We start from the raw sequence: 15,276 nt of genomic DNA on the forward strand, positions 1-15,276 counted from the left end.
CAGTCCGTATCCTTGTGCTCTCCAGCCGCGACAAGGGAAGCACAGGTATGAGCCGGAAAACGATCGATATAAGCTGCGACATGGGTGAGGGCTTCGGCCGTTGGCAACTCGGTTCGACCGACGACGAGCAGTTAATGAAGCTTATCAGCTCTGCAAACATCGCCACCGGTTTCCACGCCGGCGACCCAAACCTCATGGATCTTTCGGTCAGGCGGGCGATAGAGCGCAATGTCGCGATCGGCGCTCATCCTGGTTTCCAGGATCTGCAGGGCTTTGGCCGCCGCAAGATCGATGCCAGCGCCACGGAAATGCTGAACGATATCGTCTACCAGATGGGCGCATTGCGGGAGTTTGCCCGGCTACACGGCAAGCCGCTACAGCATGTGAAGCCGCATGGTGCGCTCTATATGGCGCTCGCTGCCGATGAAGCCGCGTCCCTCTTGTTCGTGAACACCATGCGCCGCGTCGCCCCTGACACCTTCATCTACTGCATGGGCGCATCGGAAACCTACAAGATCGCGTCGCAAGTCGGTCAGCCTGTCGTCCGTGAATTTTACGCCGACCGAGAGTATGACACGACCGGCAAGATCGTTTTCACGCGTAAGCCGGACGGCTACAATCCGCAGAAGGCCGCTGAACGGGTGGTCCGCGCCTGCCTCGAGGGCAAGGTCCGCCCGGTGGGCGGTGATGACATTGTGGTTGGCTTGGAGTCCGTCTGCGTGCATTCCGACACGCCGGGTTCCGTGGAACTCCTCATCGCAATAAGAGAAGCGTTGACGGCCAGCGGAATAGAGATCGCCTCGCCCTCGGTGGCAGCGGCACGGGCTGCCGCGTAAACCTGCGCCTATTCAGGGATGTGAAATGCGCGGCGGAAATAAGATCTGAACGCCTGCATCGCAGGCGTGAATTCGACGTTCCGCCGCCAGGCGAGGCCGACATCCATCGATGGCACGGAATCATGCAGCACAATCGTCTCGATTCGCCGGCCCTCTAGCGACCATGGCCGGTGCACCATATCAGACAGGATCGCGACGCCCTGGCCATTGGCGACGAGCGAGCGTACCGCCTCGACGGATGAGGTCCGGAGGGTGATCCTCGGCAGATACGGCGTCTGGCTCCAGTATTTCATCGACGTATGCGATGCCTCGTCCAGGGTGAGCATAATATAGTCCTCCTCCGCGACTTCCCTGAATCCGATGGAGCCGGCGGAAAGCAGCTTGTGGCGTGCCGGCACCCAGAGCCGCCGTTGCGAACTCAGCAGCTTCTCCGTCGTGAGTTCCAGATTTAGGATGTTCGACGTCAGCATGACAGCGATGTCATAGCGGTTGGACAGCATGCCTTCCTCGACGCTTTCACGCGGCAGCTCGAACAGCTGGAAACCGATGCCCGGAAACTGCCGCCGCAGCCGCTCGATATGGAAGGGGAGGAAATAGCCCATGACAGTGTAGGTCGTGGCAATGCTGAGTGTGCCCTTGACCGCACTGGTAACGTGGTAGAGTTGCGTAGCCTCTGTAACTTTCTGAAGGATTTCATAGGCTTGGGACAGAAAGCGGCGCCCGGCCGGAGTGAGTTCCACCCCATGCGGTGTCCGCTCGAAAAGCGGCGCGCCGACTATGTCCTCGAGATCCTTGATTGCAGTTGTCACGGCCGACTGCGAGATCGCCAGGTTAACCGCTGCCTGGGAGATTTGCCCCGCCTCGGCGGTGGCTATGAAGTAGCGGATCTGCCTCAAGCTCAATGACATGCTCATCTCCCATCTGATTTATCGATGCAGTCCATCTGAAAATCAGAAATAGTAAGTTTAAACTTGCTTTCGTCGAAGCTAATCGCGCCATATCTAACAGAAATATATTGAAAACAAATGCCTTTCTGGAGATCGCGGTTTCCGCATCGCCATAGAAAAATACGATATAACTATTTTGAAAATAGAATTTTTCAAATGAAAGAATTTTTCCTACAGTCTTTTTGACAAAAAGAACGGCACTTTGTGCATTGCACAAAAAGCAAGCAAATCAGGGAAGAATAGTGACACTCGAGGTCGTCGACATCAATTGTGACATGGGCGAGGCCTTCGGCCGCTGGCGGGTCGGAGACACCGAAGACGCTACGCTGATGGGGCTTATCAGTTCCGCCAACATCGCCACCGGCTTCCATGCCGGTGACCCCAACCTGATGGATCAGACGGTGCGTCTCGCGGTCGAACACGGCGTCGGCGTCGGGGCTCATCCCGGGTATCAGGACCTGCAGGGTTTCGGGCGGCGCAAGATCAACGGCACGGCGCGCGAGCTTGTCAACGACATGGTCTATCAGGTCGGCGCGCTCCGCGAATTCGCCCGCCGCCACGGCGCCAAGCTCCAGCATGTGAAGCCGCATGGTGCACTCTACATGGAAATGGCAGTCAATCCCGAGCTCGCGCAGCTCTTCGTTCATTACATGCGCACCGTCGCGCCCAACGCCTACATCTTCTGCATGGCCGGGTCGGCGACCGAGCGAGCCGCTAAGGAAGCGGGTCACCCGGTTGCCCGCGAGTTCTACGCCGATCGAGACTACGACGAGAGCGGCTCGATCGTCTTTACCCGCGACGCCGGCCGGCCCGATCCGGTGGCGATCGCCCGCAAGGTCGTCCGGGCCTGCAAGGAGGGCAGAGTAACCGCCATCACCGGCAAGGACATCGAAGTTCCCTTCGAGACGATCTGCTTCCATTCCGATACGCTGGGTGCGTTGGATATCGTCCGCAACATGCGCGAGGCGCTTATCGCCGAAGGCATCCGCATTTCACCTATTTCCGAAATCGTCCGCTAAGCACCGGAGACCTTGATGAGCAAGCTCGAAATCAAATCGCCTCTTCCCGGCACATTCTACCGCAAGCCATCACCGGATGCCGCATCGTTCAAGGCCGATGGCGACAGTGTCTCCGCCGCTGACGTGATCGGCCTCATCGAGGTGATGAAGACCTTCCACGAGATTCATGCCGGTGTCGACGGCAAGAATATTGCCTTCATCGCTGACGACAACGAGCCGATCATGGCCGGCCAGGTGATCGCCGAGGTCGAGGGATGACCATAAAGTCGCTCCTCATCGCCAACCGGGGCGAGATTGCCGTCCGTATCATCCGCGCGGCGAAGGCGCTCGGCATCCGCACCGTACAGGTTCATTCGATGGCCGACCGCGACATGCTGGCGGTGAAGCTGGCCGACCAGTCGATCGAGATCGGGCCACCGTCTGCGGCGAAATCCTATCTCAATATCGCGGCCGTGCTGAAAGCGGCCCAGGAAACCGGCGTCGATGCGGTCCATCCGGGCTACGGCTTCCTCTCCGAGAATGCGGGTTTTGCCCAGGCTGTCGAGGATGCCGGCCTGATCTTCGTCGGCCCCACGGCGCAGGCGATCAGCCTGCTCGGCGATAAAGTCGAGGCGCGCAAGGTCGCCATCGCGGCGGGCGTGCCGACCGTCCCGGGTTCGAACGGCCGCGTCGAGTCGATCGATGCCGCGCGGGACGTGGTCGAGAAGATCGGCTTTCCCGTCATGATCAAGGCCGCCGCCGGCGGCGGCGGCCGTGGCATCCGCATCGCCGACACGATGGAAGATTTCGAACGCCATTTCCCCCAGGCTTCCGCCGAGGCACTGGCCGCTTTCGGCGATGGTGGGCTCTATGTCGAGAAGGTCATTACCCGCGCGCGTCATGTCGAGGTGCAGATCCTTGGTGATGGTGAGAACGCGATCCATTGCTTCGAGCGAGAATGCTCACTGCAGCGCCGGCGCCAGAAGGTGTGGGAAGAGGCGCCTTCGTTCCGGCTGCCGGAAAAGGCGCGGCAGGAACTCTGCGCGAGTGCTGTACGGCTTGCCAAGGGGGTCAATTACCGTGGCGCCGGGACGGTCGAATATCTCTACGATGACGAGAGCGGCGAATTCTACTTCATCGAAGTGAATACCCGCATCCAGGTTGAGCACCCGGTCACGGAAATGATCACCGGTATCGACCTCGTGCAGGAGATGATCCGCATTGCAGGTGGCGCGAAACTGTCGATCCGGCAGGAGGACGTGATGGTCCACGGCCATGCCATCGAATGCCGCATCAATGCGGAAGATCCCGCGCGCGGCTTCCTGCCCGGGCCGGGAACGATCGAGAAGCTCGATGTCCCCGAAGGCGAGGGCGTGCGCTTCGACACCATGCTCTATGAGGGCTACACGGTGCCGCCCTTCTATGACTCGCTGCTCGGCAAGCTGATCGTCTGGGGTGAGACCCGCGAGGCCTGCATAGGGCGGCTCGCCGATGCGCTCGACAATTTCACCATTCGCGGCCTGCCGACGACGATCCCGTTGCACCAGGCGTTGGCAGCCGACCCGTCGGTCGCGTCCGGCGACGTTCACACCCGCTTTCTCGAGCCGTGGCTGGAGACGGACTTCTCGGCCTTTTGCGCATCCAAGGAGGTTGCCTGATGCCCATGCGCTATACGTTCGGAGGTGACGAGCACCTCTTCGTGGAATGCTCGGAGGAAATGTCGCTCGAGGCATTCTTCAATTCGCTCTCCATGACCAACGGCGTGCGGGAATCCAAGATCAAGGGCGTCACCGAGATCTGCCCGGCCAATGCCTCCTTTCAGATCAAGTTCGACCCCGACATCATCCACCCCGACGACATAATGAGGGAGGTGAAATCGATCGAGGTCGCGGCGGCGAGGTCGGAACCCGTCATCACCACCCGCATCGTCGAGATTCCGGTTTTCTACAACGACCCCTGGACGCATGAGACGCTGATGCGTTTCCGCGAGCGGCATCAGGACCCCTCCGGTACTGACCTCGACTATGCGGCGCGGATCAACAATTTCGGCTCGGTCGATGATTTCGTCAGCGCCCATGCCGGCTCGCCCTGGTTTGTCTCGATGGTCGGCTTCGTCTCGGGCCTACCCTTCATGTACCAGATGGTGGAGCGCCAGCGGCAGATCGAGGTGCCGAAATATCTCCGCCCTCGCACTGATACGCCCAAGTTGACGGTTGGCCATGGCGGCTGCTTCGGCTGCATCTATTCGGTGCGCGGCGCGGGCGGCTACCAGATGTTCGGCATCACACCGATGCCGATCTACGACCCGACCCAGACGACCTCCTACCTCAAGGACTTCATGGTGTTCTTCCGGCCGGGCGACATCGTCAAATTCAAGCCGGTCGACCGCGACGCCTATGACCAGGCGGTCGAAGACGTCGACAAGGGCCGTTTCGCCCCGCCGATCCGCGAGGTGAAATTCGACCTCACCGAATTCCGGAAAGATATCGACGGCTACAACGCGAAGCTGGAGGGCGTTCTCCATGGCCATTAATGTTCTCCATCCCGGTCTGGCGACTTCGGTCCAGGATCTCGGCCGTCCCGGCTATTTCCATCTCGGCATTCCGCTGGGCGGCGCAATGGACCGGTTGGCGCTCAAGGCCGCGAACCTGCTTGTGGGCAACGACGTGGGAGCCGCGGGCCTCGAGGCGGTCTTCATCGGCCCCAAGCTCGAATTCACCGCCGACACCATGGTCGCGGTCACCGGCGCCGAGATGCCGATCAAGGTCGACGGCGAGGAGAAGCCCGGCTGGACCGCCTTCAAGGTCAAGGCGGGGCAGGTTCTCACGTTCGACTTCCTCAAGACCGGGGCCCGCATCTATATCGCGGTGTCCGGCGGCATCGACGTGCCGGTCGCGCTTGGTTCGCGTTCAACCTATGCCATTGGCGCGCTGGGCGGCTTCAAGGGCCGGCCGATCGCGGCGGGAGACGAACTGCCGGTGGGAAATGCGGGCAAGGCGACGGAAGGCAAATCGATCCCGGAGGCATTGCGCCGCCGGCCGGGAATGCCCGCCGCTCTCCGCGTGCTGCCCGGCCTCTACTGGCACCGCATCACCGAGGAGTCGGGCAACAACTTCTTCGAGGATGAGTGGAAGGTCGCGCCCGAAGCCGACCGCATGGGCTATCGCTTCCGGGGCGGCCGCAAGCTCGATTTCGAGCCGCGCACCCCGCCCTTCGGCGCCGGCTCCGACCCGTCCAACATCGTCGACAGCTGCTACCCGTATGGCTCCATCCAGGTGCCCGGCGGCACCGAGCCGATCATCCTGCATCGCGATGCCGTTTCCGGCGGCGGCTACTTCATGGTCGGTACCGTGATCTCGTCCGACATGGACCTGATCGGCCAGCTCCAGCCGCACACGCCGACCAAATTCGTCAAGGTGGACATGGAGACCGCACTGACAGCCCGCAAAGACAGGGCCGCGCTGATCAACCAGATCCGCGCGCTCTTCTGATCCAAGAGACCAAAAACCTACGAACCGGGGAACGACCATGAAACAGAAAATCGCACCGAAAATCGCATTGACCCTCGCAAGCTCGATCTTCGCGCTTGTCGCCGCGGCACCGGCCTTCGCCGAAAGCTGGTATCCCTATCCGGCGCAGGCGATCGAGCCCGCCTTCGCCGCCGACGGCAAGTCCGTCGATGTCACCTATTCGCCGCTGGAAAAGGCGGAGAAGCCCTGGAATATTTGCGTGTCCTTCCCGCATATGAAGGATGCCTACTGGCTCGGCGTCGACTATGGCGTGGCTGAGCAGGCCAAGGATCTCGGCGTGAAGATGAACCTTGTCGAAGCCGGCGGCTATACCGAGCTCAACAAGCAGATCAGCCAGATCGAGGATTGCGTGGCCGGTGGCGCGCAGGCCGTGGTGATCGGCGCGATCTCCTTCGATGGCCTCAACAACCTGGTCAGCGAAATCAAGAAGAAGAACATCCCCGTGATCGACGTGATCAATGGCATTTCCTCGCCTGACGTCACTGCAAAGTCGCTCGTCTCCTTCTACACGATGGGTTATGAGACCGGCGCCTATCTCGCCAAGAAGCATCCGGCCGGCTCTGGAGAGGTCAAGGTCGGCTGGTTCCCTGGTCCGGCCGGCGCCGGCTGGGTGGAAGCCGCCAACACGGGCTTCCTTGCGGCGATCAAGGGTTCGGCCGTCGTGGCCCTCGAGCCGAAATATGGCGACACCGGCAAGGAAGCGCAGTTGAAGCTGGTCGAGGACGCGCTGCAGGCCGCCCCCGACATCCGCTACATCGCCGGCACCGCCGTCACCGCCGAAGCGGCGCAGGGCCTCGTCCGCGAGCGCGGGCTCCAGGGTAAGGTCGATCTCCTGGCCTTCTACATGACCCCGGGTGTCTATGAAGGCATCAAGCGCGGCTTCATCCTCGCCGCCCCGGCGGACTCGATGGTCATCCAGGGCCGTATCGCCATCGACCAGGCCGTGCGTGCGCTTGAAGGCAAGGAACTGGTCAAGCATGTCGGCCCGAAGATCTTCGTGGTCGATCCCTCCAACATCGCAACCGTGCCGCAGACCAACATCCTGCCGCCGGATGGCTACAAGCCGGTCTTCTCGGTCAACTGACCGCCTCCCGAGCGACCCCGGCGTGAAAGCGCCGGGGTTTGACCAGCAAAAATAAAGTGGGAACATGGGGAATGACTGCCGCTCCGCCGCTGGTCGCAATGACCGGTATCGCCAAATCATATCCTGGTGTCCGTGCGCTCGACGGCGTGGATTTCACGCTTGAGGCGGGGGAAGTCCATGTGCTGTTCGGCGAGAACGGCGCGGGCAAGTCGACGCTCATTTCGATTCTTGCCGGCGTGACCGGCGCGAGCGAGGGCACGATCCGGATCGATGGCGAGGAGAAGACCTTCCAGTCGGTCAAGGAAGCACGTGCCGCCGGCATCGGCGCGGTGTTTCAGGAGTTTTCGCTCGTACCCACCATGTCGGTGGCGCAGAACATCTTCCTCGGCGCGGAACCGCGCGCATTCGGCCTCGTCGACAAGCGGCGGATGCGGGAGGAGGCGCGAGCGCTTTTCCAAAGCCTGTCCTTCCCCATCGATATTCGCCGTCCGGTCATGTCGCTGTCACGCGCCGAGCAGCAAATGGTCGAGATCGCCAAGGCGCTGCACCAGAAGGCGCGGATCCTGATCCTCGACGAGCCGACCGCGTCGCTGACCGAACGCGAGACGGAAAAGCTGTTCGCATTCATCACCGCGGCCAAGAAGAATGGCGTCGGCGTCGTCTACATTTCCCACCGCATCCAGGAATTCAAATCGATCGCCAGCCGGATCACGGTTCTTCGCGACGGCCGACTGATCGGCACGATTCCGGCCGCCGACCTGTCCGAGAAAGCGCTGGTGGAAATGATGACCGGGCGCAAGATGGACGAGATCTATCCGACAATCGCCCGCGATCCGTCGCCTCGAACAGTGATGGCGATCCGGGGCCTCAAGGCCTGGGGCGTCGATGGTGTCAATATCGATGTTCGCAAGGGCGAAGTCCTCGGCGTGGCCGGCCTCGTCGGTTCCGGAAAATCGCGCACCTTCCGGGCCGTGATGGGCCTGCTTCCGGTGCAGGACGGCAGCGTTTTCGTTGAGGGCCGCGACCTGACGGGGGCGCCGACCCGGGCGCTGATGGAGGCCGGCGTCTTCTTCCTGCCGTCCGACCGCAAGGAGGAAGGCCTCATGCTCTCCGCCAGCGCGCGCGACAATATCGGCCTTTCGGTGATCGACAGGCCGGAGGCACGCAACAATGCTGGCCTCGTTTCGCCGAAGGCGATCCGCACGATGACGAGCGAGATCGGCAAGCGTGTCGATCTTACCGAGGCCTTTCTCGCCCGTGCCACGTCGAAACTCTCAGGTGGCAACCAGCAGAAGATCCTGTTCGGCAAGAGTTTCGGGCGCGACTTCGACATCTATATTTTCGACGAGCCGACCGTCGGCGTCGATGTCGGCACGCGCGCCGCGCTTTATCGGATCATCAAGTCCATTGCCGAATCCGGCAAGGCGGTCGTGGTGATTTCCTCCGATCTGCCGGAGGTCATGCATCTCGCCCACCGGCTGATCGCCTTCCGCAACGGCCGGATATCAGGCGAGTTCGAAGGCGAGGCGATAAGGGAACAAGCCATCCTCGCCGCCTTCTTCGACCAGGAAAGAAAGACCGCATGACCAGCAAGCCAGATACCGCCGCATCCGTCCAAGCAAGCCGGCCCACTGGAGCCGTGGCATTGCTGAGGGCGACCTTCATCAAGCTCGGCGTTCTGCCCTTCTTCCTCGTCGCGGCTCTCATCCTGTTCACCATCGCCTCGCGTCAGTTCCTGACGATCGACAACATCACCAATGTGGCGCGCCAGTCGGTCTATCTCGTGCTGGTCTCGCTGGGGCAGATGCTGGTTCTGGTGACCGGTGGCTTCGACCTTGCGGTCGGCACTTCGATTGCCCTGACCTCGGTGGTTTCGGCGACGGCGATGGTCTATTTCGCCGCGCAGTTTCCCGACATGGTATGGCTCGTCATCGTGCTCGGCGTATTGGCCGGCTTTCTGCCAGCTTTGGCCATCGGCACGCTCAACGGCATCGGTATCGCTCAGTTCGGCGTATCTCCCTTCATCATGACGCTGGGCGTCCAGTCGGTCGGCGCGGGCGTCGCACTCTTCATCACCGGCGGTGTGCCGGTGGGCAACCTGCCCTATGATTTCGGCGAACTCTTCGGCTTCGGCAGGATCTTCGGCGTGCCGGTTCCCGTGCTGGTCGCCATCGTCGCCATCGTGGCGATGTGGGTGCTGATGAACCGCACGCGCACCGGTGCCCGCATCTATGCCATCGGCGGCAATATCAAGGCCGCGAACCTTTCGGGCATCAACACCAAGCGCACTCTGTTCGTCGCCTATATCGTCTGCGCCTTCCTCGCCTCGGTCGCCGGAATTCTGATGACGGCGCGGGTCGAGAGCGGCGAGACCAATCTCGGCGGCACGATCGCGCTCGAATCCATCGCTGCCTGCGTCATCGCCGGCGTATCGCTGCGCGGCGGCATCGGCCGGGTGGAAAGCGTCGTGCTCGGCGCTTTCTTCATCGTGCTGGTCCAGAACGGCATGAACCTGATGCAGATCGGCTCCTACATGCAGATGGTGCTGCTCGGCAGCCTGCTCATTCTCGCCGTGGTCACCGATCAGTTCCGCTACCGCATGCTCACCGGCTCGCGTTGACATCGTTCAATCCAGAAAGGATCTCGTTATGTCCCAGTTCTTCGCATCTCAACCGCCGCTGATCGCCCATCTACCCGGCGAGCGCAGTCTTGCCGTGAAAGTGGCGATCGCTGTCGCAGGCTCTATCCTGCTCGCCATCTCCGCCAAGCTGCAGGTGCCGTTCTATCCCGTGCCGGTGACCATGCAGACGCTGGTGGTGCTGGTACTGGGCATGACGCTTGGCTCGCGACTGGCCTTCGCGACGCTGGCGCTCTATCTCGCCGAGGGCATGGCGGGCCTGCCCGTCTTCGCCGGCACGCCAGAGAAGGGCATCGGCCTCGCTTATATGATGGGTCCGACAGGCGGCTACCTGCTCGGCTATATCCTTGCCGCCACACTGACGGGCTGGCTCGCCGAACGCGGCTTCGATCGCAGCCTGCCCAAGGCGGCGTTCGCACTCGTGCTCGGCAATATCGCGATCTATGTGCCGGGTGTCCTCTGGCTCGGCAGCGTGATCGGCTGGGACAAGCCGGTGCTGGCCTATGGCCTCATCCCGTTCCTGGCTGGCGATGCCCTGAAGCTCGCTCTCGGCGCCTGCCTGCTGCCCTTGCTGCGCCATGTGGTGCCGGCCCGCAAGGCCTGAAAGAGCCGCTAGCTCCGCGAGACTTCGCGCCGGGGCGCAACCGCCCAGGCGTTCCTCCAAGGGAGACCATTATGGCCGTGCAGCAAGAACCGATGCCTCCCGGGATGACCCGCCCGCAATCCGTCCAGGAGGCGTTGCAAGACCTCGCAGCCGCGAACGGTGATGCGGTCGCAGTCGCCGGCGCAACCTGGGTGATGCGTGGGACGCTGCGGCACGAAAGACAGCCGGCGCGGTTTGTGGCGCTCAGCCGGATACAGGACTTCGGTCGGCTGGATACGAACGAAGCCGAGCTCTTGATCGGACCGCTCGCGACGCATGATGTTCTGGCGCGGACTCTGCCGCAAACGACGGCTCTGCGAGTCCTACGCGAGGCGGCAGGGCGGTCCGCCAATCCAGGCGTCCGGTGTATCGCCACCATCGGCGGCAATATCTCGACCTCTGCCTTCGCGGCATCCGATTTTGCACCCGCACTGCTCAGCCTCGATGCTCGAATCGAAATCACCGATGCCGAGGGTTCGCGCGAACTTTCCATTGAGCGTTTCCTGGCGAGCCGCGCCACGTTTGCACAGCCTTGGCTCGTGACGCGCATCATCGTGCCATTGACGGAACGGCGAAGTGCGCATGAACGTCTGCCCATGCGGCAGGCTGGTGACTATCCCTGCGCTATCGTCAGCGTCTCGGTCGCGCTCGATGGCGCTGGCTTGATCCGGGATATCAGGATCGGCATCGGAGCCGTTGAAGCGGTCGCGCGCCGATGGCATGGGCTGGAACAAGCACTGGCCGGTCGCCTGCCGGCGCCCGATCAGGCGGAACAGGTCGCGCGGGACCTGATCAAGGACTTCACCGGACGCGAAGCGGTAGACGCACCGGGCTGGTACCGCACGAGCGTCTTGCCGGTACTGGTGCGGCGCGCCTTTGCGACGATCCAGGCCGATCTCACAGGGAGCCCGCAATGACGGTGGAACTCACCATCAACGGCGAGACAAACGCATTCGCGGTCGATCCGCGAACACCGCTCCTTGACGTGCTTCGCGATCACTGTCGCCTGACCGGCGCGAAATCCGTCTGTCGCGAGGGCTTTTGCGGTGCCTGTATAGTCATCATCAACGGCGAGGCGGCGCCCTCCTGTCTTCGGCCCGTCGGCATGCTTGATGGCAGCGAGATCGTGACGATCGAGGGGCTTGCCCCCTTCGAGGCGCCCAATCCGCTGCAGCAGGCGATGCTCGACCACGATGTCGTGCAATGCGGCATGTGCTTTCCGGGCATGGTGATGACGCTCACGAAATTTCTCGAAACGAGACCCGCGCCGACGCGTAACGAGATCAAGGCAGCGCTGGTCGGCAATGTCTGCCGCTGCACCGGCTACGAGCGGATCGTCGATGCGGTGATGTCGCTCGATGATATCAGGAAGGTGTGTGCTCCATGAACGCTGTGCTCGACCCCAAATCGGTCGTCATGGACCTGCCGCGACGCGATGCTCTCGACAAGCTGACTGGCCGCACGCGCTATACGATCGACAATATCGGTCCGGACATGCTGCATGCCGTCATCGTTCGCTCTGAGGTGGCATCGGCCAGGATCGTCGAGATCGACGCCTCCGAAGCGCTGGCGATGAAGGGCGTCCGCGCCGTCGTCACCTATCAGGATGCGCCGGGTCTGCATGGCATCGGCATCGCCGACCATCCGCTTTTCGCCAAGGACGTAATCCGTTTCCATGGCGAGCCATTGGCGGCGATCGCCGCCGATACGCTGGAGATCGCACGAGCCGCGGCCGCTGCAGTTGTCGTCAAACTCGAACTGCTCCCGAAGCTCCTCACCATGGCGGAGGCGCTGGCCGAAGGCGCACCGCTGATCCATCTCGACTGGCAGAACTACGAGGTGTTGAAGGAAGGCGCGCCGCGCGGCAGCAACGTTGCCTGGGAAGCGCGTGTCCTCAGGGGCGATCCGCATGCAGCCTTCGCGCGAAGCGATGTCACCATCGTCGACGATTGTTTCCGTGTGGGTCGTCAGAGCCATGTGCCTTTCGAGCCGCGCTGCGCGATTGCGCGCTTTGAGGATGGTCGCTTCCACATACAGTGTTCGACCCAAGTTCCCTGGACGGTCCGCAATGTGACGGCGAAGGTGCTGGGCGTTGCTTCGTCCCGTGTCCGCGTCACCGTTCCGGCCGTGGGCGGCGGCTTCGGGTTGAAGTTCGATTGCACGATCGAACCCATAGCGGCGGTCCTGGCGCGCAAGACGGGGCGGACGGTGTCGCTATTCAATTCGCGCGAGGAGGAATTCCTCTCCTGCCTGTGCCGCGAGAATGCGGAAGTCCGCATCCGCTCGGCGGTGACCGCCGAGGGCGAGATCGTTGGCCGCGAGGCAACGGTGCTCATGGATTGCGGCGCCTATGGCGGCGAGCAGATATTCCTTTCCACCATGACCGCACACACACTCGGCGGCAATTATCGGCTGGGCTCGGTCAGGCTCAACAGCCGTGCGGTTTATACCAACACTCCGCCCAATGGCGCTTTCCGCGCCTGCAACGGGGTCTACAATACCTTCTTCCTTGAACGGCACACCGACAATATTTGCGCCGCGATCGGCATGGATCCGCTGGACTTCCGCAAGCGCAACGTCATCGGGGACGGCAGTCTCGGCGCGACCGGACAGGTGTTCCGCGGCGATGTGCTAAGGCCGATGCTGGAGCAGATGGAGACGCTTTGTGCCTCCACACCCGACAAGCGGGCCGACGTCGGAAACCGGCTCTATGGCCGCGCGACGACAGTGGGCACTTGGTTTGTCTTCGTCGGACCGTCAGCGGCGACGATCAATCTCAATGCGGACGGCAGCGCGACCCTCGTCACCTCGGGCGTCGAGATCGGCTCGGGCACGATGATGCAGTCCCTGCCGCAGATCGTTGGCGCGATCCTCGGCATTCACCCCTCGGATGTCATCGTCAAGACGGCGGATACCGATGCTGCCGGCCGTGACCTCGGCGTCGGCGGTGGCCGGACTACCGTTTCCATTGGTGCGGCGAGCAAGATGGCGGCCGAGAAGATCCGCGAGCAGATCCTGGAAATTGCCTCGGAGATGTTGCAGACGCCGGCATCCCGGCTCGTGCTCAAGGACGGTCGCGTGGAGATCGACGGCCGGCCCGGGGCCGGAATGGCGATCACCCAGGTGGTGCAAAGGGCCGAAGAGCTCTATGGCCCACTGTCCGGCACTGGCAATTTCACGGCGCCTGGCGTGCCGGCGCTGCCGGGATGCGCGGCGGGCCATTTTATCGAGGCGATCGATATCCCGATCTTCAACGTTCACGACTGCGAGGTGGCGGTCGACCCGGACACGGGGCATGTCGAGATCCTGAGTTACAAGGTCGTGCAAGATGTCGGTCTTGCGATCAACCCGCGCGCCGTTCGCAGCCAGATCCAGGGCGGCGTGGCCCAGGGAATCGGCTACGCGCTGCATGAGGAAATCACCATCGGCGATCACGGCGGCATGGAGCAGCCGGGCTTCGAGCAATATCTGCTGCCGCTCGCGCAGGATGTCCTTCCAGTCGAGATCGTGCTGTATGAAGGTGCGCCGTCCATCGGACCGATGGGAGCCAAGGGAGCCGGCGAAATTCCGATCATGAATGTAGGAGCCACCATCGCCTGCGCGGTCACGAGAGCTATCGGGCACGGTGTCTCGGAATTGCCGCTGACACCGCCTCGTATCCTCAATCTCATAAAAGGCGGTGAACTCAAGCTAGATCTACCCCATGTCGCGTTGGGCTGGTCAACCGATCTCTCAAGCTGAAATTTCTCCGCGTGCCACCAATGATGCAATCCGGTTGTCTCCTATCCTGATCCCGCATTCAACGTTCGTTTGCGATGATGGAGGCTGGTTTGTTGATTTCCGCGACGAACTGACCCGGTGGGGATTTCTGAGAAGTGGGTCTGACGCAAATTTGCTGACGTGGAACTCCTACGTTGCGCCGATCAATCGCGCCTGCAGTAGATCGAGTCCCGCTCGCCCATACATCTCGCGCTTGATGAGTTTCAACCGCGTGATCTGACCCTCTGTTTGCCCATTCGACCAGGGTGAGACGATAGCGTTTCGGACGGCAGCAATGTCCTTCTCGACACCGCTGGCAAACGATCCAACCAGGCTTTTCTTAGCAGTTTCAAGCCGTCCATTGAGCTTTTCTGCTGTCTTCGAGCAGATCATGGGCTGGAAGTCGCCAATAGCTGTGCGGGCGACAACCAGTTCCGGGACGTTCACTTCAATCGCCGCCACGAGGATCACCGTGTTCCTGATAGGCAGGGCGCTCGTTGGCATTTCCATCGGCGGTTTCTGGTCGCTGTCGATGGCCATCATTGCGCGATTGGCTTCACCGTCTGACCTGCCGAAGGCCATCACGTTGCTTTAGGGAGGCACTGCGTTTGCCATTGTCATCGCTGCAGCCGCGCTGATCTAGCAGTTCGCAGTTCTGCCGACATTTCCGGCTTCGGACACCGTCTCGGTGGCCAGGATGATCGATCTGCTGCGCAACCGAACATTTGCTGTCGGGATGGCGGCCACAGGCCGGGCCTTCATCGGAATGGTAGATTCCATTTAGTAATGCGACAGTCTCGCCTCTCGACAGTATTGGGGTTACTCGTCGTCGGGAATGGCG

The 15,276-nt window shown here is 62.0% G+C and carries 14 protein-coding genes and 2 pseudogenes; 14 read left to right on the top strand and 2 right to left on the bottom strand.

What is annotated here, in order from left to right; all coding sequences use genetic code 11:
• The first annotated feature begins 47 nt into the window (after positions 1-47).
• Positions 48-836, top strand: coding sequence for a 5-oxoprolinase subunit PxpA (locus ACSQ26_RS28865; protein WP_436015629.1), 789 nt, complete (start codon positions 48-50; stop codon positions 834-836).
• An 8-nt stretch (positions 837-844) separates the two neighbouring features.
• Here the strand turns inward: ACSQ26_RS28865 and ACSQ26_RS28870 are convergent, their stop codons facing one another.
• Positions 845-1,744: a LysR family transcriptional regulator gene (locus tag ACSQ26_RS28870; RefSeq protein WP_436015631.1), complete on the bottom strand. Its 900-nt coding sequence runs from the start codon at positions 1,742-1,744 to the stop codon at positions 845-847.
• 281 nt (positions 1,745-2,025) lie between these two features.
• Here ACSQ26_RS28870 and ACSQ26_RS28875 point away from each other — a divergent pair, with 281 nt between their 5' ends.
• From ACSQ26_RS28875 to ACSQ26_RS28930, 12 genes are all read left to right on the top strand, one after another.
• Complete coding sequence (locus ACSQ26_RS28875) at positions 2,026-2,802, top strand: 5-oxoprolinase subunit PxpA (RefSeq protein ID WP_436015633.1); 777 nt, start codon at positions 2,026-2,028, stop codon at positions 2,800-2,802.
• Between the two features lie 15 nt (positions 2,803-2,817).
• Positions 2,818-3,060, top strand: a complete 243-nt coding sequence (locus ACSQ26_RS28880) for an acetyl-CoA carboxylase (RefSeq protein WP_436015635.1) — start codon at positions 2,818-2,820, stop codon at positions 3,058-3,060.
• Positions 3,057-4,439: an acetyl-CoA carboxylase biotin carboxylase subunit gene (locus tag ACSQ26_RS28885; RefSeq protein WP_436015637.1), complete on the top strand. Its 1,383-nt coding sequence runs from the start codon at positions 3,057-3,059 to the stop codon at positions 4,437-4,439. The genes ACSQ26_RS28880 and ACSQ26_RS28885 overlap by 4 nt, the downstream gene beginning before the upstream one ends.
• Entirely contained in the window at positions 4,439-5,314 is an 876-nt protein-coding gene (locus ACSQ26_RS28890; protein WP_436015639.1) for a 5-oxoprolinase subunit B family protein, read from the top strand. The genes ACSQ26_RS28885 and ACSQ26_RS28890 overlap by 1 nt, the downstream gene beginning before the upstream one ends.
• Complete coding sequence (locus ACSQ26_RS28895) at positions 5,304-6,272, top strand: biotin-dependent carboxyltransferase family protein (protein WP_436015641.1); 969 nt, start codon at positions 5,304-5,306, stop codon at positions 6,270-6,272. The genes ACSQ26_RS28890 and ACSQ26_RS28895 overlap by 11 nt, the downstream gene beginning before the upstream one ends.
• 37 nt (positions 6,273-6,309) lie before the next feature.
• On the top strand, positions 6,310-7,395 hold the full coding sequence (torT, locus tag ACSQ26_RS28900) for a TMAO reductase system periplasmic protein TorT (RefSeq protein ID WP_436015643.1): 1,086 nt from the start codon (positions 6,310-6,312) through the stop codon (positions 7,393-7,395).
• A gap of 71 nt (positions 7,396-7,466) precedes the next feature.
• Positions 7,467-8,981: a sugar ABC transporter ATP-binding protein gene (locus ACSQ26_RS28905; RefSeq protein WP_436015645.1), complete on the top strand. Its 1,515-nt coding sequence runs from the start codon at positions 7,467-7,469 to the stop codon at positions 8,979-8,981.
• Positions 8,978-10,015, top strand: a complete 1,038-nt coding sequence (locus tag ACSQ26_RS28910; RefSeq protein ID WP_436015647.1) for an ABC transporter permease — start codon at positions 8,978-8,980, stop codon at positions 10,013-10,015. Before ACSQ26_RS28905 ends, ACSQ26_RS28910 begins: the two co-directional genes overlap by 4 nt.
• Positions 10,016-10,043: 28 nt before the next feature.
• A complete protein-coding gene (locus tag ACSQ26_RS28915) occupies positions 10,044-10,637 on the top strand; it encodes a biotin transporter BioY (RefSeq protein WP_436015649.1) in 594 nt (197 codons plus the stop codon).
• A 71-nt stretch (positions 10,638-10,708) separates the two neighbouring features.
• Entirely contained in the window at positions 10,709-11,593 is an 885-nt protein-coding gene (locus ACSQ26_RS28920; RefSeq protein WP_436015651.1) for an FAD binding domain-containing protein, read from the top strand.
• On the top strand, positions 11,590-12,063 hold the full coding sequence (locus ACSQ26_RS28925) for a (2Fe-2S)-binding protein (protein WP_436015653.1): 474 nt from the start codon (positions 11,590-11,592) through the stop codon (positions 12,061-12,063). Before ACSQ26_RS28920 ends, ACSQ26_RS28925 begins: the two co-directional genes overlap by 4 nt.
• Positions 12,060-14,417: a xanthine dehydrogenase family protein molybdopterin-binding subunit gene (locus ACSQ26_RS28930; RefSeq protein WP_436015655.1), complete on the top strand. Its 2,358-nt coding sequence runs from the start codon at positions 12,060-12,062 to the stop codon at positions 14,415-14,417. The genes ACSQ26_RS28925 and ACSQ26_RS28930 overlap by 4 nt, the downstream gene beginning before the upstream one ends.
• A 168-nt stretch (positions 14,418-14,585) precedes the next feature.
• Here ACSQ26_RS28930 and ACSQ26_RS28935 read toward each other — a convergent pair.
• Positions 14,586-14,759 (bottom strand): annotated as a pseudogene (locus ACSQ26_RS28935) (ISL3 family transposase); the annotation flags it as partial.
• 133 nt (positions 14,760-14,892) lie between these two features.
• Here ACSQ26_RS28935 and ACSQ26_RS28940 point away from each other — a divergent pair.
• A pseudogene (locus tag ACSQ26_RS28940) lies at positions 14,893-15,201 on the top strand (MFS transporter); the annotation flags it as partial.
• Positions 15,202-15,276: the final 75 nt, after the last annotated feature.

It is taken from the genome of Rhizobium sp. LjRoot254, from assembly GCF_964254105.1.
In the GTDB taxonomy this organism is placed as follows: Bacteria; Pseudomonadota; Alphaproteobacteria; order Rhizobiales; family Rhizobiaceae; genus Rhizobium_E.